A 23,187-nucleotide genomic window follows, 5' to 3' on the forward strand; every position below is an offset into this window, starting at 1 on the left:
GATATACTGAGTAGCCATCATAATAAACCGTCACTATTTGATAGGCGGTCATCACTAAAAAGATCACCACTAAAAAATGGCCACTAGTAAACAGTATAAAACAGACAGCATAAAGGTCAGATTATGTTTTGGCAAATTCAATCGAGCGCCACAAGATCTTTAGCTTAAAATAAAAAAGTCGTGCATAGTCATGTGCTACTGATATGATTTTATGGCTTGCCGTTCGCAAACGTGGTTCGATGATACAGAAGAGTTCTACTAGTAGCGTTGTCAGTAGCGCTGTATCCTTTTTAAGGTCAATCGACTGTAGGTAAGTGGTTTCTAAAATACCAGTATCATAAAAAACAAGCGTGATAAAAGGCTGATTCAATGATGTTATATGTGTGGTTTGTAATTGCAGGGGCATTTGCGGGTGTCAGCGCGGGCTTATTTGGCGTGGGCGGCGGTATGATTATCGTACCAGCACTGGTCTGGATTTTCACTGCTTACGATTTTTCGCCAGAAGTAGTGACGCATTTGGCCATTGGCACCTCCCTTGCGACCATCGTTGTGACCTCGATCAGCTCACTCACTGCTCATAATAAGCGCGGCGGTGTGCGCTGGGAAGTATGGCGAAAAATGGCGCTGGGCTTGGTCATCGGTAGTCTGGTCGGCGCTGGTATCGCGGATATGATTGATGGCAAGGCGTTGCAGGCCATCATCGGTGTTGGCGCATTACTGGTCGCTTTAAAGATGCTGTTTTTTTCTAACAAAGAGCAGTTGGGTAAACCCTTACCCTCTACTGGCGTACAGTTTGGTGCGGGTACGGGCATTGGCATGGCATCGTCTATCTTTGGGATTGGCGGTGGTAGTTTGACCGTACCGTTTTTGAACTGGGCAGGACTACCGATGAAACAATCGGTTGGTACGTCTGCGGCGTGCGGTCTACCGATTGCGCTGGCTGGCGCGGCAGGGTTTGCATGGTTTGGCCAAGACGTGGTCAATCTGCCTGAGGGCACGATAGGGTTTGTGCATGTCACGGGATTTTTGTGCATTTCAGTGGCTAGCTTTGCGATGGCAAAAGTTGGTGCCAAGCTTGCCCATGTATTGCCGGCCCTTATGCTTAAGCGTGCATTTGGGGTGCTGTTATTATTTGCAGGGGGACAGTTGTTATTAAGCGCGATTGGAGTGATTTAATTGACGCAGACAAACCCTAAAAACCCATCCTCATTTCAGGTAGAATAGCCGCCTGTTTTTGCTAAGTTTACTGATCCTTCATGCGCCTAAAATCTCTAAAGCTGGCAGGCTTTAAATCCTTTGCCAATCCAACGACCTTTACCTTTCGTCATGGCATTACCGCCATTGTCGGGCCAAACGGCTGCGGCAAATCCAACGTCATTGATGCCATTCGCTGGGTGCTGGGTGAGACCTCCGCCAAACAGTTACGTGGCGGGGCGATGAGTGATGTCATCTTTGCTGGGACGCAGGACAAAGCGGCCAAAAGTGTCGCCAGTGTCGAGCTGACTTTTGAGCATACGCAAGATGAGCAGACAGGCATTCGTCATGAGTTTAATCTCTATCAAGAGCTATCCGTTCGCCGTCAGGTAAATTTAGAGGGGCGCTCGGATTACTTTATCAATGGCACGCGCTGCCGCCGTCGTGATGTGGTTGACGTGTTCTTGGGTACGGGACTTGGCGCCCGCAGTTATGCCGTCATTGAGCAAGGCATGATTGGGCGTATTGTAGAGTCCAGCCCCATGCAGCTGCGTGAATTTATTGAAGAGGCGGCTGGGGTGTCGCGCTATCAAGCGCGCCGTGAAGAAACCCAAAAAAAGCTTGAGAAAACCCAAGAAAATCTGGCCCGTCTGCATGACATGCAAAGCGAATTGGTACGCCAACAAAAGACACTGTCTAAGCAAGCCGCCAGTGCGCAGCGCTATGAAGAGCTGGCCTTAACGCTTGCTGATATTCAGCAGCAGCTCGCCATTCAACAGTTGTATCAAGCCAAACACGCTCAGCAGCAGCAAAAAGCAGCCCACGAGCGTAGCGCGGCCGAGGTCGCCACCTTACAAGCCAGCTATGAGAGTTTAAAAGCCAAGCAAGATAAGCTTGCCGCTCACATCAACCAAGAGCAATGGCTAAAAGACGAGGCGCAAAGTGCGCATTATCAGCAGCAGCTAAGCCATCAACAAGCTGAGCACAAGCTGAGCGATGCAACCTCACAGCTGACAGCCGTTGAGCAGCAATTAGCCAGCCTAGATGAGCAGCGTGAGCAAGCAGTCACTGACATGAATCAGTTAAAGGCGCAGCAAACCAAGCAGCAGAACATACTAAATGAGTTGCGTCCGCAGCTGACTGAGCTGAGCTGCAAACGTGAGTCGCATAAACGCAATGAGCAACCGTTACAACGCGCGTGGCATGAAGCACAAAACCAGCTATCGCGTTTGCAGGATAACGCTCGTACGCTTGAGCAGCAGCAAGCGATTAATGCCCAATCGCAAAAGCGCTATCAGCAAAATTATGATAAATGGCAGCGCCGCCAGCAAAACTGGCAACATCTGTGGCAGCAATTACAACAGTCACTATCGCCTTCTGATAATAACGATGTACCAGAAAATACAGATACGCACGCTTTGTCTCAGACACTAAAGACGCAAGTTGACGCGCTAAATACACAACTACAGCAGATTGAACGGCAACAAGACAGCGTCGATGAGCGGTTGTCGGAATTACAGCCGCAAGCACACCATCTTCAGCAAAGCCTAATAACGCAGCAGCGCGAGCTGGGTGAGCATGAAAAACGTCATGCGTTATTGGCAGGTGAGTATGAGACCCTGCATCGGATACTGCATCCCAAACCAACCTCAAACGCTCAGCAAAAAACTGCTGCTTTAACGACTGATTCAAAAAATAATGCGGTCAGCGACTATAATAAATTAGCTGTGACCACATTGCGTGAGCAGATTGAGTTAAGCGCAAGAGGGCGAGAGTACGCACCACTACTCGATAGCGTATTGGCGCTGTGGTTAGACAGCCACGTGCTGGCCGCCAATCAAAACCCTCAAGCAATCGCGGATAACAGTCATGAAGAGTCGCAAAAAGTATCTAGCTTATGGCAAGCGCTTGCGCCTCATGTCACAGAGGTATTGACGTATCAAACTGGGCAAAATCAAAGTACCAATAAACAAGATACGTCGGCCATAGAGACAGGGCATAGTTTATGGTTATCTGTTGAGCAAAGTGAGGGTAGCGTAGACCCGTTTATCCAGCCTTTGTCCGATACCGTGGCTGATAAGGTATGGCCTTTATCCGAGCTGATTTCGCAGCCCGCGTTGGCGCTTTGGCAGCAGTGTTATTTGTATGTGGCATCGGCTGATATAAATGACGAACAAAATCTAGACGCGCTTGTGGAAGTCTTAAAAAACCTACCAGCCTCCGCCATTTTGCTAAGCACTGATGGTTGGCTGCTGAGTCGTCAGGGCACGCTGAACCTCAGTAATTTTGCTGGTGCGCAAGATGGTCAAAATGACAGCGGTAATCAGTTCCTCACGCAGCGCTTGCAGCAGCGCACCCGTTTGCAAGCGTTAGAAGAAGCGCTTGATGAGATTGAAACGACCATACAAGATCAGAAAAAAGCCATCGCTGACAGTCAGCGCGACCATAATGCGGTAACGGTCAATGTCGAGGAAACGCGCGCGCAATCTGAGCAACTCATCCGTGACAAGCATCGATACCAGCAGCAACTTACCACGCAGCGCGCTAATGCTGAGCGCTTGCAAGCCGATAACCACCGTCTAAATACTGATAAAGCCGCACTTGAACAAGAGCAACAAGAACTGGTGCAAGAGCAGCAAACGCTTCATCATGAGCAGCAGCACATTCACAATGAGACAGCAGCGCTGACGCCAAAAATAGCGGATGCACGGGCGAGAAGCCAGCAGTTGCAAGCCGAGCGCAGTGAGCTTACCCGCGCGCGTCAAGCAGATGACGACGCTTGGCAAGCCTTGCAGCTTCGTATTCAACAAAGCGAGATGCGTCTAGAACATATCATGAGCAGCCTTGAGCGGGCCACTCAGCAGCAGGATAAGTCACTACAAAGCGAGCAGCGGCTAAAGGCAAGTTATGAGCAGCAGCAAAATAAACTGCCAGCACTACAAGTGGCATTGCAAGACGCACAGACAGCACGCGATACGCAGCAAGCCCTACTAACAGAGCGTGAGACCGCGCTGACGGTACTTAAGCAAAACTATACTCAGCAGCAGACCGCGCTAGATACGCTACAACAGACGCTACAAGATCAGCAAAGTGAGCTCGCCCATCATGCCACTGAGCTGGCACTAAGCGCGGCACGTTTGGATGACGCCAGCAGCCAGACGCATGATGCCTTAGCTGCTTACTATCGTGCAAGTGACAAGTATAAAGCGCCGTCAAACTTACGACAGCCGCCGCAGCAACAAACCAGTGTCTCAAATCTACTGGCGGATTTTATCGCGCATGATCGCCGCGTACGCCCAGATAAAATCGCTGAGCTTGAGAGGGAACACAAAAAGCTTGAGCAGCAATTGGGCAAAATTGGCGCGGTCAATCTGGCGGCAGTGGCAGAATTGGCGGAAGTCAATGAGCGTTTAGAGCCATTGGCGCAGCAGACAGCAGACATTGCGGCGAGTATAGGCACCTTGACGCAGGCGATTGCGTCGATTGATGAAACCACTAAGACATTGTTTATGCAGACGCTCGCTGCCGTCAATAATGAGCTTGCCAGTTTATTTGCCAAAGTTTTTGGTGGCGGGCAAGCAAGTTTGACCTTAAACACGGATGATATGCCAGCTCATATACCCGCTGATCAACATAAATCTGAGCAGTGGCGGGCAGGCCTTACCTTGATGGCACAGCCAAAAGGCAAACGTAACAGTCGCCTTGCTGTGTTATCGGGCGGTGAAAAAACGCTGACGGCACTGAGCCTTATCTTTGCGATATTTAAGCAGCATCCTGCCCCATTTTGTGTGCTTGATGAAGTCGATGCCCCACTTGATGACGCCAACGTTGCCCGCTTTACCAGTTTAATTCACGAGTTAGCAGATGACTTGCAGTTTATCTTTATCAGTCACAATAAGTTGACGATGCAAATTGCTGATGAGCTAAAGGGCATCACCATGCCAAGCGCCGGTGTGTCGACTTTGGTCAGTGTGTCACTTGATGAGGCGGCACGTTACCTTGCTGATTAAGGGCATGGCTGAATCGCACAAATAATTGATCACTGACAGCCCGTGCTAATGGTATAGTTAGGACTGAGGTTGTCATATCACGCAAGTGTGTCGGGCTGACGATAAACGATGACTATATGGTGACGATATGAATTAGCCATGCTAGACTATTGCCATTTATTCCCTCTGGTGTATTCCCTTTTGTCATATATTAGGATGTGTTTCTCATGACCGCTATTCAGTTTATATTGATCGCCATTGCCGCATTTATCGTGCTTGCAGGGCTGTTTATGGTCATTCGTAGCTTTAAGCGCCGTAAAGATGCTGAGGCGGTAGCGGTCAATTATGATAAAAACGGTATCCCCATCATACCGCGTCATGAGCGCAATATCGTCGACCAGCCAGACTTGGATGATACGGTCGCCGGCGAGACGAGTATCGGCCCTGATCGTAGTTATTTGAATGCGGTCGTTGAAGAAGAACCCTTGACCCAAGCGCACACCAATGTCGATGCGCAGTTGACGGCTGGACGCGGTGATGGGAGCGAGGATAGCCATACCAACGAAAATGCCGACTATGCCCGCTGGCAAGATGAGCAGCAGCGTACCGATAATGCTGAGTTTGTAGAAGCCGCTGAGCAGATGCATATCGAGCAAGAGCCTGATGCGTTTTCAAGCTTGGTGTCGGCGACAGACAGTCTGATGCCATCGATTGATACCGCAGAAGAGCCAAGTTTTGACAATAATAGTCCGATACTCGATCAGCATCTGTCAGAGCCTGTTGATGACGCGCAAAACGGCCCATTAATCCATGCCAAAGACAACATCAACATCACCATCTTGCCGCACCAGTATCGTGACCGCCCAGCAGCAGTCATCCGTGGCCGTGATTTGTTGGCATTGATTGATAAATACGGTCTGCGCTATGGGGCGATGAATATGTTCCATCGCTATGAGCAAAAAGACGGCACAGGCATGCTATGGTTTAGCATGATGGGCATCACCGACAGTGGTATTGCGCCGTTTGATCCGCATAGTGTGGCGACCAATACTTATAATGGCGTGGTGGTGTTTTTATCCTTACCGCATCCACAAGCCGTCCGCAGTTTCGATAGTATGATGAGCATTGCTTATATGATGGCAAGCGATTTGGACGCCATTATGCTGGATGAAGAGAACGAGCCAATCACCCCTGAATACAAGCAGCAGCTGCGTAACCAAGTCCGCGACTATGAAGGCTAAGCGCTTGAAGGCTAAGCGCTTAAAGGCCAAGCAAACCAGCATTTAAAAGTGCTTATCCGTTATCTCAAATATCTCAAAGGCAAATAGCGATTGACGTTATTTGCCTTTTTTATGGTTTATATATTTTATAACACGACACTTTATCCACTATAAAATAATTAGAGGGCTACTGGGACAGGTTTTGCGCAGCCTCTGCCGGCGAAGGCACAGTAAGCAAAAAAAACTTATCCCAGTAGCGCATGATAATGCGTGTCCTTATTTTATTTAGGATTAGCGGTAGTTTTTGATAAAATTTCATCCGAGTATTTGTCAAACTTGTTATCATATCGGTATCTTGAACCGTAAAGACGCCGACTATGACTGATCCTATCTTACCGACTGCTGCGCAAAGTAAAACCCCTCAAAAAACACCTGCGCAATCCTCTAATGTCACTGACACACACGACGATATCGTTATCCAAATGCGCGCACTTATCGATGCGATTAAAACGCATAATTATGCGTATTATGTGCTCGACAATCCTACCTTAGAAGACAGCGAATACGATCAATTGCGCTGCTCTTTACTTGAGCTAGAAGAAGCCTATCCAGATTTGGTGCAGCCTGATAGCCCGATCAATCAAGTCGGCGATATGCCACTGTCTGCTTTTACCCAAGTCACCCATGATATCCCGATGCTATCTCTAGGCAATGTCTTTGAATACGATGATCTGCGTGATTTTATGCGCCGCGTCAATGACCGTCTTAGCGTCTCGCAACAGAATCCTGAATATGAGATGGAGCTAAAGCTGGACGGTCTGGCGGTCTCGTTAAAATACGAATATGGCAAGTTGGTGCAAGCGGTCACGCGCGGTGATGGGCAAACGGGGGAGGACATCACCCAAAACGCCAAGACCATTCGCAATCTGCCCTTATGGTTAGCCGCTGCTGCTGATATCGAGCTGCTAGAAGTGCGCGGTGAAGTGCTCATGCCAAAGGCAGGCTTTGATCGTCTCAATCGACTAGCCGAAGAGAGCGAGGGTAAAACCTTTGCCAATCCACGCAATGCCGCCGCTGGGAGCCTACGTCAGCTAGACCCAAGCGTGGCTGCCAGTCGTCCACTCGCATTTTATGGCTATTCGGTCAATCAAGGTCTACCTGAGAGTATCGATACTCAATCAGCAGCGCTCGCATGGTTAACAGACATTGGCTTTACGGTCAGCGCGGTAGAAGTGGTACAAAATCCACGCGCGGCACAAGCCTATTATGAGTCTGTGATTGAGGCGCGTAGCGATCTGCCGTTTGAAATCGATGGGATGGTGATTAAGGTCAATAATTTGGCACTGCAGCAGCAGCTGGGTTTTTTATCTCGGGAGCCACGCTGGGCAACTGCGTATAAATTCCCTGCCGAAACGGTCATGACGCGTCTAAACGATATCGAGTGGCAAGTGGGGCGAACGGGACAAATCACACCCGTCGGTAAGCTTGAGCCAGTAAAAGTGGGCGGCGTCACCGTCAGCAATGTCACCTTGCATAACTTTGGTGAGATTCAGCGTTTAGACGTGCGTGCAGGCGATATGGTCAGCGTTCATCGGGCAGGAGACGTCATTCCCAAAGTCACGCGCGTCTGGCACGATCAGCGTCCAGAGGATTCTGAGCCAGTGACACTGCCATCGACCTGCCCTGTCTGCGACTCGCCTGTGGTCCTGCCAGAAGACGAAGCGCTGGCGCGCTGCAGTGGCGGTCTGTTTTGCCCAGCCCAGCAGACCGAGGCGCTCATTCATTTTGTCTCACGCCGTGCCATGGATATCGACGGGCTCGGCGCAAGCTGGCTGATTAGCTTTTTTGAGCATGGTTTGGTCAAAACGGTCGCAGATATTTACCAGCTGCACAATCATCAGGACGAGCTGATTAACTTTGAAAAATTGGGTGAAAAATCGGTTCAAAACATCATCGATGCTATCGAAGCCAGTAAGCAGACGACACTGGCTCGCTTTATCTATGCGCTTGGTATTCGCGGTGTTGGTGAGGGCACAGCACAGAATTTTGCTCAGCAGTTTGGCGACTTAGATAGCCTCATGGCAGCTAGTATTGAGACCTTGATAAAAACGCCCGATGTCGGAGAAATCACTGCCGAGCTGACCTATAAGTTCTTCCGCGCGCCGCACAATATTGAGGTCATCAACGCATTACGCGAGGCGGGTGTGCATTGGGACAAGGTTGAGCAGGTCGCCTCAGAAGGTCTGCCACTCGATGGGCAAACGTGGGTCATCACGGGTGCGCTCGATAGCATGGCGCGTGATGAAGCCAAAGCCAAACTACAAGCGCTAGGCGCAAAAGTCTCAGGTAGCATCTCCGCCAAAACGACTGCGCTACTGGCAGGGGATAAAGCTGGCTCTAAGCTAACCAAAGCGGAAAAACTTGGTGTAAAAATAGTGGGTGAGGATGAGTTTTTGGCGATGGTTGGGGAGTAGGGTATGAATATTGATGACATGGAAGGTCTGGACGAAGCAACTCGGAAAGAAGTTGAGAAGTTGCTGGCTGTGACGCGTGAGAAAGATGGAGGAGGGTGTTTTGCAGCTGCTCAAGCTACCATTGGAGAGCTCTTAATAAAAAAGAATAAACCTGAAAAAGCTATAAAGGTTTGGTCTAAGGTTAAGCGTTCAGACAATCCAGATCTGTATGTCAAATTACAGGTAAATATTGGAATAGCTTTTAGAGAGTGTGGAAATATCGAAAATGCTTTAAAGTCATGGCGTAATGTAACTCGTTCGGATAATCAGGAAGCTTATGCAAATGCGCAGTTTTATACTGGATTTGCATTAAAAGAAAAAAGTAATAATAGAGAAGCTATAGAAGCTTGGAGTAATATAGAATATTTGGATCATCCGGATCTGTATGCCAAGGCAAAACTTAATATTGGACTTGTATTAATTGATCAACAAGATAGTGAAGGCGCTGTAGTAGCTTGGAAAAGTGTAAATCATTCAGATAGTCCAGAAATATACGCAAGTACACAAATTAATATTGGTAATATATTAAAGGGGAATCATGACAATCAAGGTGCATTGCAGGCATTCTACAATGTTAAACGAGATGATGATGCAATAGCATTTGCTCACGCACAATTTAATATAGGGGCTATATTACAAGAACTAGGCGATAATAATAAAGCAATAGAAATATGGGAAAAAATTATACATTTAGATGACCCAGAAGTGTATGCCAAAGCTCAATTTAACATAGGAGTTACTTTATACAAGAATAATAATAAGGAAGTTGCCTTAGCAATACTGAAAAGTATCAATCATGCAGATAGTGCCAATGTATACGCAAAAGCTCAATACGTAACTGCTAAAATACTAAAAGAGAGAAATAGTTATGGAGATGCGCTTAAAGCACTATGTAGTATAGAGCGGTCTGATGATCCCGAAACCTACGCTAATGCAGAGCTTATTCTTAGTTCTTTATTAGATGAAGTAGGAAATCACACAAGTTCACTAGAAGCACTGCATAGAATTAAACATCAAGATAGTTCTGTAGCTTATTCCTTAGCACAATGGTTGATTGGATCTGATTTTGAAAAAAATGGGAATATAGAGAAAGCGATCGATAGGTGGAGTAATATAAATTATTTAGATAATCCACAAGTATACGCATTTGCTCAATACCAGACTGGACTATTATTAATTCGTGATCACGTATCAAAAAAATACAAAGAGGCTGAACAAGCATTTATTAACGCTGAGTCATCCTATCCCTATGAGGCATATTGCTACAGAAAAATTTGCGAACTAATAAAGGTTCCTGAAACAAAAGATTTTGGTCTAAGCTCTCTGAAATTGTTAAATACAGTATTAGATATAGTTGATATTTTGACTCTAGATTTTAGCAAGTATTCTGATGAAGAAAAGCCTTTCGAGAGAAAGCTCGCTCATTACACGTCGACATATACTTGCAACTTGCTATTAGGTAACGAGCAAAAGGCAACAACTCCGAGCTTGTTCAGACTGAATACAATTAATAATGTTAATGATCCTAGTGAGGGTCAATTGCTTATCAGAAAGCTGAAAGGTATAAAAGATAATAATTTTACTGCATTAGATTTCAATGAAGAATTCCACGCTTTTATAAGCTGTTTCACTTTCAATCATGATAGTCTTAATCAGTTTAGACTTTATGGCAAGCAAGATAACAAAGAAGCTTCTGGAATGAGCTTAGTCTTTAAAAAAGAGTTTTTCCAGTCTCAGAACTTTATAGGAGGACTATCTCATTTATCGGTTGAGAACACTTCAAAAATTATTAAAAATACTTCAACTATAAATGATACGAAACTAGATAACATAAAGGTGCAAGCCTCTGATGATAATGAGATAGTCAAATATTCAGTGATGAGATGCGTTTATTTAGACCCAACATCAGAGTATTTTCATTTAGCACAACGAAATCGTTTAACGTTTTTTCGTGAATTTGGCGAGAAAAGAATAATAAAAAATGGTACAGAGCAGTCTCAAGCTGAATATGAGTGGGGTCTTTATAGAGACTATATGGCAATAATAACTAGCAAATTTGAAACTGCTTATAACAGCCTAAAGACTATCTATACAGAAGTAGAAACAGAAATTAGCAATCTAAAGCTCACTCTTACTAGCTCAATATATAAAGAATTAATCATATTACTGGACGAGATACTCTTACCTTTGAAATATCTCATCAAACATTCAGCATTTCGTGAGGAGCAAGAGTGTAGGATGATTTATATCACTTCGGTTGATAGGCCTGAAGTGACAATGGAGTATGGTAGTTTTCTATATGTCGAGTATAAACCTAGCGTGAAAGAACATCTCGATAAAATCTATATAGCTCCTGCTGCGCTTCAGCACAAACGATACTTCGACCATATTCTAAAAGGTGTTGATGTACCCGTTGAGGTATCAGGGAATGTGTTTCGATAGTTGCCTAAGCACGGAAAATCAGGCAATAATATTTAATTAAGAGTACAGTTTACCTTATCATTAAACCTAACAAAGTTAACAAGACTGATTCAGATAACCCTTACCGATGCTTATAAGATAATAGTTAAAGTTATCAGCAAGATGACTAGCAAAAAGCGAATAAGCAAAACGTAAGGAGCGCGTTATGGCAGATAATAATAATAAATCTGATACCGACACCATAGACACCAGCCACAACCAAAAAGTACAGCATCTCATCGACACGCTACAAGGCGAGCATATCGGTGGGGATGGCAAACGCGCCATCATTTTTCGTATGGTGATGGCCGATCATTTATGCCCGTTTGGCCTCAAGTCATTAGACGCGCTCAAGCATGCAGGCTATGACATTATCGATCGTCATATTACCACCCAAGATGAGAATACATTGGTTAAAGAAACGCTTGGGGTCAAGACCACGCCACAGACCTTTATTGATGGCCAGCGCATTGGCGGAAATGATGATTTGCAGGTATTTTTAGGCAATAGTGAGCCTAAAAAAGAGGATGATAAAACCTACGCGCCTATCATTGCCATATTTTCTGTTACTGCCCTCATGACCTTGGCATTATGCTGGGCATTCTCAATCAGCGTATTATCCATACAAGCGCTCATGTGGTTTGTCGCGCTATCTATGTGTGTATTAGCGATTAAAAAGCTTGAGGATTTGGAAGGGTTTACGACGGGGTTTTTGGGTTATGATTTGCTGGCGCGCCGCATGGTACGTTACGCCTATGTCTATCCGTTTTTAGAAGCGTTTGCAGGGATTGCTATGCTTGCCGATCAACCTTGGCTCAATCCTATTGCGGGTCTAGTCGCGTTTACCATCGGCTTAATCGGTGGCGTATCCGTCATCAAAGCCGTGTATATCGATAAGCGTGAGCTAAAATGTGCGTGCGTCGGCGGCGATAGCAATGTGCCGTTAGGCGCTATCTCCTTAACGGAAAATGTCATGATGTTTGGGATGGGCGGCTACATGCTCGTGCGTGCTTTACTATAATAAATGGGCGTGATCGCTCGCGTAGGATACAGCCCCCAAGTAACATGATCATGCCTATCTTAATATGCCTACGCATCACTGCATATCGGTAGACTCGCTACTCCTGCATTTCACTATGCGCTTTCGCCTCGCTTTTTTTACCGTCAGGTTTAATCTCAATCGGTAGCACCAATCCTTTGGCAAAGTCATCGGACAGCACATAATCGTAGCTACTGGCAGCGACATCAGGCGTGGTATGAATGACAAGCTTCATGTCTTCGCCATCGGTTATCTCATGTGAGACGTAGGTGTCACTGAGTTGATCCAAGGCTTTAGACAGTGCTTCATTACTTGCCATGCTCACCGTCAGATTGTGCTGCGCGGTGGCGTTGCTCACATCGAAATACTCTGCATAATCACGGACGTTTTGGCTGTCGAGCGCGAATGGATACTGATAATTAGCAAGGTCAGCAGGCTTTTCACCACTGGCGACTAGCGACCAGTCCACCGTATGTGACGCTGAGGTTGATGTTGAAGGCTCTGCTGTCGTTACGGCTGGTTCAGCAGCTTGCTCAGCAATCTCAGGCGTTTGAGTATTAGTCTCAGCACTGTTGTCGCAACCAGTCAGCGCCCACACACTGGCAGTCGTGATGATCATCATAGTTATTAGGCGCTTAGTCATCGATATATCCTCTGTATTATCAGTCGTAAACTGTGTCATATATGCTCTATTTTGACAGGTTTCTTTATACTTCTCTAGGCAAAAGCGTTAAGCCCTCTAGGGCGTGTCCTTAATTCAATCGATAGTCCTCTAAATGGACTAAAAATGGCTAAATTTTGCCACACAACGGCAAATAGTTGGTTAATATTTCGATATTATCTACACCATTTTTAAAATGAGAATACGTCCTAGCAAAAACGTACTTTCCTATCATAGCTTTTCCTTATCTACGTTTTTAATGAACACGCATAAAAAAACAGCCACTCTATGATGGCTGCTTTATATTGATGGTGCTTCTTTACCAACTATTGGTTTACTGATGATTGGTTTACTAAATTTGGCAGTTTACTTGGTACTCTTTACCATTCGCCCATTTGATGGCAAAGATGCCTTTGTCACCTTTCATGTGCCATGCGTAGACCGCTTCTGGGTTTGAATCGTTGACATAGCTTGCTACATCACCTTGTACTTCCCCGTTTAAAATGATGGGCTGCTCTGTCCACTTCACTTTAGGTAACGTTGCGTTTAGCATGACTTGTTTTTTATTGATGGATTGTTTTGCCATGATTTTGCTGTCGTCAGTACAAGTATAAGGGGCAGGTGCCATACGATCATACGCGGCATCAGTGACGCTTTCTGAGGCAGGTGTGTCTGATCCGTTTGGTGCCGTAGGGGCGGTAGTTGCACAAGCGCTTAGTAGGGCAAGGGCAGGTAAGGCGGTCGCAATTTTCGACAACGTCTTCATGGCTTTCTCCAAAGATAGCAAAATTATAGTGTATTTGTTTTTAACAATGCGTTAAGCATATAGCGCATATAGTAACGAATACGATTGTTGGAGAATGTTAGAAATTGTTTGTGACGTGTTCGCTGAGTTACTTAACCTCTGAGTAATGTAACGTTATATTTAAGGTATTTTAGGAGACAGTTAAATTTGAATAATAAAGCGAGCAAATAAACCCATGCAAATAAAAAAGCGCCTATCGGTTGTTAGCCGATAGGCGCTTTTTATGGAGCGAGATTCAGACGTTATTACTACTTGGTTTTACGCGGTGGTAGACCTGTGTGCTGAGTCTGAAAGTTACCTTTACTCACGCGCTTTTTGGTATTTTTGCTCGCAGTATTTTTGCCCGTGTTGTTCGACGCATTATTGGTAGCAGAGTTATTACTACGCTTCACTGAGTCATTGCCTAGGCGGCTGTTCTTTTTGCGCGCTGATTGATAGCTGTCTTGCGCGGCATCGCGGCCTTCCAAACTGGCATTAAAAGGTGGAATCAAGCAGCCACGGTTTTTACCAATCAAGTCACTGCGTCCCATGTCTTGCAGCGCTTTACGCAGCATGACCCAGTTTTTTGGATCATGATAGCGCAAAAACGCTTTGTGCAGTTTACGCTGCTTACCAGACTTGACGATGTCCATATCACCTTCACTACGGCTGATTTTATGTAGGGGGTCTTTATGGGTGTGATACATGGTGGTCGCCGTCGCCATCGGACTAGGATAGAAGGCCTGAACTTGGTCGGCGCGGTAGCCGTGGCTTTTGAGCCAAAGGGCGAGATTCATCATGTCTTCATCTTTGGTACCCGGATGGGCGGCGATAAAGTAAGGAATCAGATATTGCTCTTTACCGGCCTCTTGGCTGTACTGCTCAAACATGGCTTTGAATTTATCATAACTGCCCATGCCAGGTTTCATCATTTTTGATAAGACGTTTTCTTCTGAATGTTCAGGCGCAATTTTTAGATAACCGCCAACGTGATGGCTGACCAATTCTTTGACGTATTCAGGATCTTTGACCGCCAAATCGTAACGCAAACCCGAGGCAATCAGGATCTTTTTCACGCCCTTAATGTCACGCGCTTTGCGATACAGCTTGGTCAAATTACTGTGGTCGGTAATCAGGTTTTCGCAGACGTCAGGATAGACACAAGAGGGCTTACGGCAGTTTTTTTCAATGGTCTCGTCTTTACAGTTTAGACGGTACATATTGGCCGTGGGGCCACCAAGATCAGAGATCACGCCAGTAAAGTTTGGCGCGGTATCGCGAATCGCTTCCACTTCACGCAAGATTGAGTCTTCTGAGCGGTTTTGGATAATGCGTCCTTCGTGCTCAGTGATCGAGCAGAAGGTACAACCGCCAAAACAGCCGCGCATGATATTGACCGAAAATTTAATCATGTCATAAGCAGGGATGCGCGCATCGCCATAACTTGGATGCGGCAAGCGGGCATAAGGCAAGTCAAACACATAATCCATCTCTTCTGTCGAGAGTGGAATCGGTGGTGGATTTAGCCAAACATCGATGGAGGTATGTGAGTTACCAGCACCGCTGCTGTGACGTTGCACGAGCGCACGAGCGTTCCCTGGATTGGTCTCAAGATGCAAGATACGGCTAGCATGCGCATACAGTACAGGGTCAGATTTGACGTGCTCGTAGTCAGGTAGACGGATCACTGTTTGCTCGCGTGGCGGCATCTTAAGTTTGTGCTTACGCGCGGTCATCGGCTTATTAAAGCCGCGCATTTGTACCACCTGCGTCTCTTCGTCCACTTGATGAGCGTTGATGACTTTATTGGTCACAGGCTCTGCGACAAAGCCCTGATACTGCGCAGACATCGACTGCCCAACCGGTGAGTCGCTTGTCTTGTCTTGCTCAATGGAGCATTGATCGACGTCTTCTGTCATCACATATGGGTTGATAATTGGGTCAACGCGGCCAACGGTATCCACATCATTGCTCGCGACTTCGGTCATATCTTCTTGCCAATGGCGGCGTGTCGGGGTCAACAGATACGCAGTACCGCGCAGTTTGCTCATTTGCTCAAAGGTATAGCCCTTCGATAGGCCATGTACCACATCGACGATGGCACGCTCAGCGTTACCATATAACAAGACATCAGCACGGGCGTCCATCAAGATACTACGACGGACTTTGTCCGACCAGTAATCATAATGAGCAATACGGCGTAAGCTACCCTCAATACCGCCCAAGATAATGGGCACATCAGGGTAGGCTTCACGGCAGCGCTGGCTGTAGACGATAGCTGCACGATCAGGACGTTTATTGGCCACGTTGCCAGGAGAGTAGGCATCATCGCTACGAATCTTGCGATCAGCGGTATAGCGGTTGATCATACTGTCCATGTTGCCCGCGGTCACGCCATAAGCATAGACAGGTTTGCCAAGCTCCATAAAAGCGTCTTTGCTCTTCCAGTCGGGCTGAGCAATGATACCAACGCGGAAGCCTTGCGACTCTAGTAGGCGACCAATGATGGCCATGCCAAAGCTTGGGTGATCGACATACGCATCGCCTGAGATGATGATGACATCACAGGCATCCCAGCCCAAATCGTCCATCTCTTTGCGGCTCATGGGCAGATAAGGCGCAGGCTCGTAGCAGCTCGCCCAATGTTTGTCGTAATCATAAAGAGGTTTGGTGCCTTGTTTAAAGGCGGTGCGGGCAATGGTATCGGCAGACATGGGCGGACCTGTTGATTAGAAAAAATGTACTAAAAATATAGCCGACATTAACGATTGGGTTAATGCTGGGATTGATGGCTAATTTAAAAGCGCTCATTTTAACATGAATTCGACTCAGGCAGGGATAAGTTATTGATAGCGTAAGATAATCTACAAGAGTACGGTTATGGTTTTTGAGTGCTAAGACGGTGACAGTAAATCTGGTAGATAGGTTTAATCCAACACCATCGTCTAATCCAACACAATCTTTGTACCACTCTTGGTAAAGTTCATCACAAACTGACTTTTAAAATTGCGTACGTTGTTTTCATACGTTAACAAGCTGCGGGTGAACTGATGATAATCGCTCATGTTTTTGGCATTGACCATCAACATAAAATCAAAATCGCCCGATACTTCATAACAGCTCATCACTTGCGATTGGGCATCCATTAAGCGCTCAAACCGATGTTGCATCGACGTATTGGAGCGCTCCATCTCGATCATGACCACTGCCGTCAGCCCGTAACCGACCTTATTGGGATCGACGATTGCGACTTGCTTGGTAATGACCCCACTATTTAACAGGGCTTGAATACGGCGCTGAGCCGTTGCGATAGAGACATGAACCCGTTCTGCCACGGCTTTTAGCGGTAGAGTCGCATCATCCTGTAGTAAATTTAAAATGGCTTTGTCGATATCGTCTAGATGTTGGCTCATAGGTTTCCCTCAAAGAAACGTGCTGATTAGATATGTTGATAGTCATTATCACTATAAATTAAAAAATGATAAATAATTCAGTTATAGAAGATAATTTAATAATTTTAACCAATATTAATGATATATAGAGAAATTATATCTTAGCGCTTCAGTAGAATAGACCATAACAAACAACGCGTCGCTATAAAAAATAACCACTGATTTTTAATAGCCACTCAACACTATGGTGCTTATATGTCCAACTCAACACTAGCTAACGTATTTAATGCCACCACGATGTCACGCTTGCCTTTGCCAGCGATTTGGACAACGGGGAGCGCGCAGCAGCGCACATTAATGTTGGGCGTGGTCCTAGCGGTATTGTCAAACGTATTGTTTGGCGTGCTTTACGCGTATAGCAGTTTTTTAGCGCCCTTGTCAGGCACGCATGTGTTCATCTGGCGTATGCTGGCGATGTGGGCCGTGCTCATGGGTTACTTGTTTATTAATGGTGGCTTGGGTCAACACGTTGATAAGTTAAGAGCCTTGCGCACGGTAAAGCAGTGGGCGTGGCTGCTTTTGCCTACGCCGATATTCTTGAGCCAGTTTTGGTTGTTTATGTGGGCGCCCGTCAATGGTCAAGGCGTGCAAACGGCGATGGGTTATTTTTTATTCCCACTGATGATGGTGGTGTTTGGTTGTGTTTTTTTTGGTGAAAAATTGAGCCGTTTACAGTGGCTTGCCGTCGCATTTGCAGCGTTAGGAGTAGGTAGTGAGATTGTACGCACGCAAAGCGTGTCTTGGGCCACACTGTGGGTATGTGGCACCTATCCTATTTATTATATTCTCCGTAGGCTACAAGGCATCGGTGCCGTGACTGGATTGCTGGTTGATTTGACGGTTTTTGCGCCATTTGCCGTGGCTTATTTATTCCTCTTTGCATCCAGCAGTGTGATGGTAGTAACGGGGTCAGGATTTTTTATTGTGATGCTGATGGGATTGGGCGTGCTCAGTGTCTTAGCCATGAAAACCAACGTGGATGCCAGCCAGATGCTGCCAGTGAACGTTTACGGTATGATGAGTTATGTAGAGCCAGCGCTGTTATTTATCTTGGCAATAACTGTATTGGGCAACCCGTTTGAATCAGCGATGGTTTATAGTTACAGGTTGATCTGGCTGGGCATTGCCTGTTTGATTGCTCACGGTGTGCGTCAATTGTGCGGTGCTCATAAAGGAATGCCCATGAGAAAAATGGTTAAAACGGTGTAAAGCCTTATGAGTAACAGCGATTTAGCAATAAAAAAGGACGATTCAAATGAATGGTGAATCGTCCTTTTTTCATGGCACACTTAAAGGTTCTTTAACCCAAATGCTGTTTAAAGCCGCGCTGCTTATCACGCTCCCAATCACGGTCTTTGAGCGTTTTACGTTTGTCGTGCTGTTTCTTACCCAGTGCCAAGCCAATTTGGCATTTCACGAGTGAGTTTTTCCAATAGCAAGACAAGGGCACGCAAGCGTAGCCTTTTTGATTGACGGCACCGAAGAGCTTTTCAATTTCGCGGCGATTGAGCAGTAACTTACGCGTCCGAATGCTGTCTGGGCTTACATGCGTTGAGCTAGATAGCAGCGGCTGGATATGCGCGCCAAATAAGAAAGCTTCATTATTACGAAAGATGACATACGCTTCGGTAATCGTCATCTTACCGGCGCGAATGGCTTTGACTTCCCAGCCTTGTAACGCTAACCCTGCCTCAAACGTTTCTTCAATGAAGTACTCGTGACGCGCTTTTTTGTTGGCGCAAATTTGGTTGTCAGGCTTTTTTGATTTTTTTGACATAATTTCTCCATAAGGACGGCCCAAAAAATACAGGCACCTTATCTGACTAGTCCTACTGATTCCTCACCCTAACCCCATAAATAGCATTGCCGTATAAAGGGATGATAAGACGGATGAGTCGAACCCACTATTGTAGCAAAGCCTCTGGCAAAAATGTAACTCAGCTGTTAGGACAAATGTAGCAGATAAGTATTAAGTTTGAGCAAAATTTGCTAGCATATGGCCTAATATTACCGAACATATTAGCCAAGCTATGAGCCTTCCTACTTCTTCAAAATTGCACACCAAAATTTTATACCCTGGTACTTTTGACCCCATTACCAATGGTCATGTGGACTTGGTCACACGCGCCACCAAGCTATTCGACGAGGTCGTGATCGCAGTGGCCTCAGGGCATCACAAAAAGCCTTTGTTTAGTTTCGAGGAGCGCGTCGCCTTAGTCGAAACAGTATTTGCTGATTTGCCGCAAGTATCGGTCGTGGGTTTTGAAGGGTTGTTGGTCGATTTTATGCGTGTGCAAGGGGCCACGGCAGTGTTGCGCGGTCTGCGCGCCATGTCCGATTTTGAGTATGAGTTTCAGCTGGCCAATATGAATCGTGAGCTTGATGAAAACTTTGAAGCCGTTTTTTTAACGCCATCTCAGAACTATTCATTTATCTCATCGACCATGATTCGTGAAATTGCCAAACTGGGGGGGGATGTTAATAAATTTGTCCCTCCCTGTGTCTCGCAAGCCTTTGTGGAAAAGTTGAATCTGAAGTAGGTTTATGTGCTGATTATACTGACGACCACCGTTAAAAATTATCCGTTGCGACTGATACGAGTAACACACAAAAGGAGCCAGTTATGGCGCTACTAATCACTGATGAATGTATCAACTGCGATGTCTGCGAGCCTGCTTGCCCCAATGAGGCAATCTCAGAAGGGGATGATATTTATGTCATTGACCCTGATCTGTGTACCGAATGTGTGGGCCATTTTGATGAACCGCAATGTGTGGTGATTTGTCCTGTTGATTGTATTCCTCATGACCCAAACCATGTCGAAACCGAGAGTGATTTGCTTGCCAAATACAAGCGCATTACGGGTCAATAAGTTACTAAAGAAACAGACAGTTGACTCACTTTGAACACGATACAGGGCTGCTGGGACAAATTTTACGCCGCATCTGTCACGCTTGCGAACAGCACATAAGAAAAATTTGCACCAGTAGCACAGCGATATTAGCGTATCGATTGGATTTAGGACTGACTATATATAAAAGTTGATGTAAAAGTGTTTTAGGGACAAAACGATGATGACAGACATACTTCAGTCAATGAGCGACTTTGACCAGCAGCATCTGTGGCACCCATACGCCAGCCTGCCGCCGACCTATTCCAATATCGTGATTGATCACGCCGATGGGATCCATATTGTCACCCAAGGCGGCATCCGCCTGATTGATGGGATGTCATCATGGTGGGCGAGCGTGCATGGCTATAATCATCCAAAACTGAATGCCGCCATTACACAGCAATTGGACAAAATGGCGCATGTGATGTTTGGTGGCCTGACCCATCAGCCCGCTATAGACTTGGGTAAAAAACTGCTCTCAATCGTGCCGGCTGGACTTGACGCCATATTTTATGCCGATAGTGGCAGCATCGCCGTAGAAGTTGCCCTAAAGATGGCGCTGCAATATCAAATAGCCGCCAATCGTCCCAATAAGCAGCAGTTTGCTTCGACGCGTTCAGGCTATTACGGTGATACATGGCACGCGATGAGTATCTGTGATCCTGTTAATGGTATGCATAGCTTGTATGGTAAGCAGTTGCCGATGCAACACTTTGTCCCTGCGCCGCCACTTGGGTTTGAGCGTGCTTTGACAGTAGAGGAGCGCACTGGACTATCTCAGTTCTTTGTAGAGTATGGCGCGCAGCTGGCAGGATTTATTATTGAGCCAATCATTCAAGGCGCAGGCGGCATGCGTTTTTATAGCCCTGACTATTTGCAATTACTGCGTCAACTGTGCGATGAGCACGATGTGCTATTGATTGCGGACGAAATCGCCACCGGTTTTGGCCGTAGTGGCAAACTATTTGCCTGTGAGCATGCTGGTATCAGTCCTGATATTATGACCATTGGAAAGGCACTGACGGGCGGCTACATGACTTTTGCAGCCACGTTATGTACCCGAAAAATTGCCGAGACCATACATAATAGTGACTATCCAGCGCTGATGCATGGCCCTACTTTTATGGGTAACCCTTTGGCCTGTGCAGTTGCGTGTGCGTCGATTGATTTGATTATGTCTTATAATATCGAAGCACGTACCGCTAATATGCAATGCATTATGGAGCAACAACTTGGCGTCGCTGCAACTTTAGAGGGCGTCTTTGAGGTGCGTTGTCTTGGTGCGGTCGCCGTTATCGAGTTAGAAGCCGATGTTGATATGCCCGTGTTTCAGTCTTTATTGATTGAGCACGGTATTTGGGTCAGACCATTTGGTAAACTGGTTTATATTATGCCGCCGTATGTCATTACTGATGATGAACTGATGACTTTATGCCAAGCACTGCTAAAAGTGATACGCATGTATTTAACAAAGCAAGGTCAATGATGAGCGTTTTATTTGTTTCAGGTATCGATACCGAGATTGGCAAAACCTATGCGACAGGCATGCTTGCCCATGCTCTCACTCAGCAAGGCGTGAACGTCATCACGCAAAAGCTGGTGCAAACAGGCGTTTCAATAAATCCAGATAATGGCACCATGAACATTGCTGATGATATTGTGACCCATCGCGAACTGATGGGGATCGATCTGCAGCCGTGTGATCTGAATTTTACCACTTGTCCTTATCGCTATGAGAAGCCCGCCTCACCGCATTTATCTGCCGCCCTTGCTAACGACGTTGTCAATCCTGAGGTGATTACCCACGCTACTAGAGCTTTACAAGTGGATTATGATGTGGTGCTGCTAGAAGGGGCAGGCGGGCTACTGGTGCCGATAACGGAGCAATTGTTAACCTTGGATTATATTGCGACTCAAGGATATCCTGTAATCTTGGTCACCTCAGGGCGTTTGGGCAGTATCAATCATACGTTACTCAGTTTGGAGGCCATAAAATCGCGCGGCCTCACTGTGCATAGCGTCATCTACAACCATATTCATGATGTCGACTTTAATGTTAATACAGACATTGAAATTGCCACCAGTACCATGGAATTTTTACAAAATTATTTAGACCAGCATTATCCAAAGACGCAGTGGTTGACATTGGCTAAGCAGATGAATGATGCTTCGAACGATATTGACTTATCTTTGCCAAAAGATTTTATTTAAATTTTTCTAACGCGTTTCTAATACATTTGTACGTATACTAAAAATAAACCAAAAAGAGATTCCCAGCAAAGCGTGAGGTTTGCTATACTAGCGCGCTTGGTAGACTAGGCAATCGCCGCTGCACACTGGCAACAGACGAGCAGGGGAGGAAAGTCCGGGCTACATAGGGCAGCGTGCCAGCTAACGGCTGGGCAGGGTAACCTGACGACCAGTGCAGCAGAGAGGAGACCGCCTTTGGCTTATTTGATTGTCGCAAGACGTCAATGTCATCGGTAAGGGTGAAAGGGTGCGGTAAGAGCGCACCGCGTGGCTGGTAACAGTTCACGGCATGGTAAACTCCACGCGTAGCAAGACCAAATAGGCATCGGCATGGCGCGGCCCGCGTTCGATGCGGGTAGGTTGCTTGAGCGTATTAGCGATGATACGCCTAGAGGAATGATTGTCCACGACAGAACCCGGCTTATCGGTTTACCAAACCTTTTTATTGTTCGTGATATGAATATTTGCGCTTAATTTGAATAAAATTCATATTTTTTGCAAAAAATGCTAACTAGGGGTTGACGACTGTCACCTGTATCGGCATAATACCGATCCTTAAATGGCGATGTAGCTCAGCTGGTTAGAGCGCATGACTCATAATCGTGAGGTCAAGAGTTCAAGTCTCTTCATCGCCACCATTTATAGTAAGACTGCAGTATTTAAAAAGCCAATCCTTTGTGATTGGTTTTTTTTTTGCCTAAAATAAATGAGTGTCACAATGGTTGCTATGCG

At 46.1% G+C, this 23,187-nt stretch carries 16 protein-coding genes, 1 tRNA gene and 1 other RNA gene; 13 read left to right on the plus strand and 5 right to left on the minus strand.

Annotated features, from left to right (window positions below; translation table 11 throughout):
* The first annotated feature begins 372 nt into the window (after positions 1 to 372).
* The 6 genes from B2P60_RS02185 (at position 373) to B2P60_RS02210 (ending at position 12,397) form a co-directional block, all read left to right on the plus strand.
* A complete protein-coding gene (locus B2P60_RS02185) occupies positions 373 to 1,176 on the plus strand; it encodes a sulfite exporter TauE/SafE family protein (RefSeq protein ID WP_193006863.1) in 804 nt (267 codons plus the stop codon).
* An 80-nt stretch (positions 1,177 to 1,256) separates the two neighbouring features.
* Positions 1,257 to 5,204 (plus strand): AAA family ATPase, encoded by a 3,948-nt coding sequence (locus B2P60_RS02190; RefSeq protein WP_286739192.1) that lies wholly within the window; start codon positions 1,257 to 1,259, stop codon positions 5,202 to 5,204.
* A gap of 206 nt (positions 5,205 to 5,410) precedes the next feature.
* On the plus strand, positions 5,411 to 6,424 hold the full coding sequence (locus B2P60_RS02195; protein ID WP_193006810.1) for a cell division protein ZipA C-terminal FtsZ-binding domain-containing protein: 1,014 nt from the start codon (positions 5,411 to 5,413) through the stop codon (positions 6,422 to 6,424).
* A 461-nt stretch (positions 6,425 to 6,885) separates the two neighbouring features.
* On the plus strand, positions 6,886 to 8,877 hold the full coding sequence (ligA, locus tag B2P60_RS02200) for an NAD-dependent DNA ligase LigA (RefSeq protein ID WP_414706618.1): 1,992 nt from the start codon (positions 6,886 to 6,888) through the stop codon (positions 8,875 to 8,877).
* A 3-nt stretch (positions 8,878 to 8,880) separates the two neighbouring features.
* The gene (locus B2P60_RS02205) at positions 8,881 to 11,358 is read left to right on the plus strand and encodes a tetratricopeptide repeat protein (protein WP_286739200.1); all 2,478 of its coding nucleotides are present in this window, start codon (positions 8,881 to 8,883) and stop codon (positions 11,356 to 11,358) included.
* A gap of 184 nt (positions 11,359 to 11,542) precedes the next feature.
* Positions 11,543 to 12,397, plus strand: a complete 855-nt coding sequence (locus B2P60_RS02210; RefSeq protein ID WP_286739202.1) for a MauE/DoxX family redox-associated membrane protein — start codon at positions 11,543 to 11,545, stop codon at positions 12,395 to 12,397.
* A gap of 97 nt (positions 12,398 to 12,494) precedes the next feature.
* Here B2P60_RS02210 and B2P60_RS02215 read toward each other — a convergent pair whose 3' ends face one another.
* The 4 genes from B2P60_RS02215 to B2P60_RS02230 all read right to left on the minus strand — a co-directional run bounded on the left by B2P60_RS02215 (position 12,495) and on the right by B2P60_RS02230 (position 17,273).
* Positions 12,495 to 13,058 carry a hypothetical protein gene (locus tag B2P60_RS02215; protein WP_286739205.1) on the minus strand — a complete coding sequence of 188 codons (564 nt, stop codon included), beginning with the start codon at positions 13,056 to 13,058 and terminating at the stop codon, positions 12,495 to 12,497.
* 370 nt (positions 13,059 to 13,428) lie between these two features.
* Entirely contained in the window at positions 13,429 to 13,842 is a 414-nt protein-coding gene (locus B2P60_RS02220) for a hypothetical protein (RefSeq protein WP_193006399.1), read from the minus strand.
* A gap of 287 nt (positions 13,843 to 14,129) precedes the next feature.
* Positions 14,130 to 16,574, minus strand: a complete 2,445-nt coding sequence (locus B2P60_RS02225; RefSeq protein ID WP_193006398.1) for a YgiQ family radical SAM protein — start codon at positions 16,572 to 16,574, stop codon at positions 14,130 to 14,132.
* Between the two features lie 231 nt (positions 16,575 to 16,805).
* Positions 16,806 to 17,273: an Lrp/AsnC family transcriptional regulator gene (locus B2P60_RS02230; protein ID WP_286739208.1), complete on the minus strand. Its 468-nt coding sequence runs from the start codon at positions 17,271 to 17,273 to the stop codon at positions 16,806 to 16,808.
* Between the two features lie 234 nt (positions 17,274 to 17,507).
* Here B2P60_RS02230 and rarD point away from each other — a divergent pair, with 234 nt between their 5' ends.
* Complete coding sequence (rarD, locus tag B2P60_RS02235; protein ID WP_286739210.1) at positions 17,508 to 18,521, plus strand: EamA family transporter RarD; 1,014 nt, start codon at positions 17,508 to 17,510, stop codon at positions 18,519 to 18,521.
* 91 nt (positions 18,522 to 18,612) lie between these two features.
* On the opposite strand, the gene smpB is transcribed toward rarD, so the two are convergent.
* Positions 18,613 to 19,089: an SsrA-binding protein SmpB gene (gene smpB, locus B2P60_RS02240; RefSeq protein ID WP_193006254.1), complete on the minus strand. Its 477-nt coding sequence runs from the start codon at positions 19,087 to 19,089 to the stop codon at positions 18,613 to 18,615.
* A gap of 253 nt (positions 19,090 to 19,342) precedes the next feature.
* Here smpB and coaD point away from each other — a divergent pair, with 253 nt between their 5' ends.
* The 6 genes from coaD (at position 19,343) to B2P60_RS02270 (ending at position 23,093) form a co-directional block, all read left to right on the plus strand.
* Complete coding sequence (coaD, locus tag B2P60_RS02245) at positions 19,343 to 19,852, plus strand: pantetheine-phosphate adenylyltransferase (protein WP_193006255.1); 510 nt, start codon at positions 19,343 to 19,345, stop codon at positions 19,850 to 19,852.
* 83 nt (positions 19,853 to 19,935) lie between these two features.
* Positions 19,936 to 20,184, plus strand: a complete 249-nt coding sequence (locus tag B2P60_RS02250) for a YfhL family 4Fe-4S dicluster ferredoxin (RefSeq protein WP_193006256.1) — start codon at positions 19,936 to 19,938, stop codon at positions 20,182 to 20,184.
* A gap of 199 nt (positions 20,185 to 20,383) precedes the next feature.
* Positions 20,384 to 21,691 carry an adenosylmethionine--8-amino-7-oxononanoate transaminase gene (gene bioA, locus B2P60_RS02255; RefSeq protein ID WP_404672128.1) on the plus strand — a complete coding sequence of 436 codons (1,308 nt, stop codon included), beginning with the start codon at positions 20,384 to 20,386 and terminating at the stop codon, positions 21,689 to 21,691.
* Positions 21,691 to 22,416, plus strand: coding sequence for a dethiobiotin synthase (gene bioD, locus B2P60_RS02260; RefSeq protein WP_349678342.1), 726 nt, complete (start codon positions 21,691 to 21,693; stop codon positions 22,414 to 22,416). Before bioA ends, bioD begins: the two co-directional genes overlap by 1 nt.
* 96 nt (positions 22,417 to 22,512) lie before the next feature.
* Positions 22,513 to 22,895, plus strand: an RNA gene (gene rnpB, locus B2P60_RS02265) — RNase P RNA component class A.
* Positions 22,896 to 23,016: 121 nt separating this feature from the next.
* A tRNA-Met gene (locus B2P60_RS02270) sits at positions 23,017 to 23,093 on the plus strand.
* Positions 23,094 to 23,187 lie beyond the last annotated feature (94 nt).

It is taken from the genome of Psychrobacter sp. UBA3068 (assembly GCF_002366815.1).
GTDB lineage: Bacteria > Pseudomonadota > Gammaproteobacteria > Pseudomonadales > Moraxellaceae > Psychrobacter > Psychrobacter namhaensis.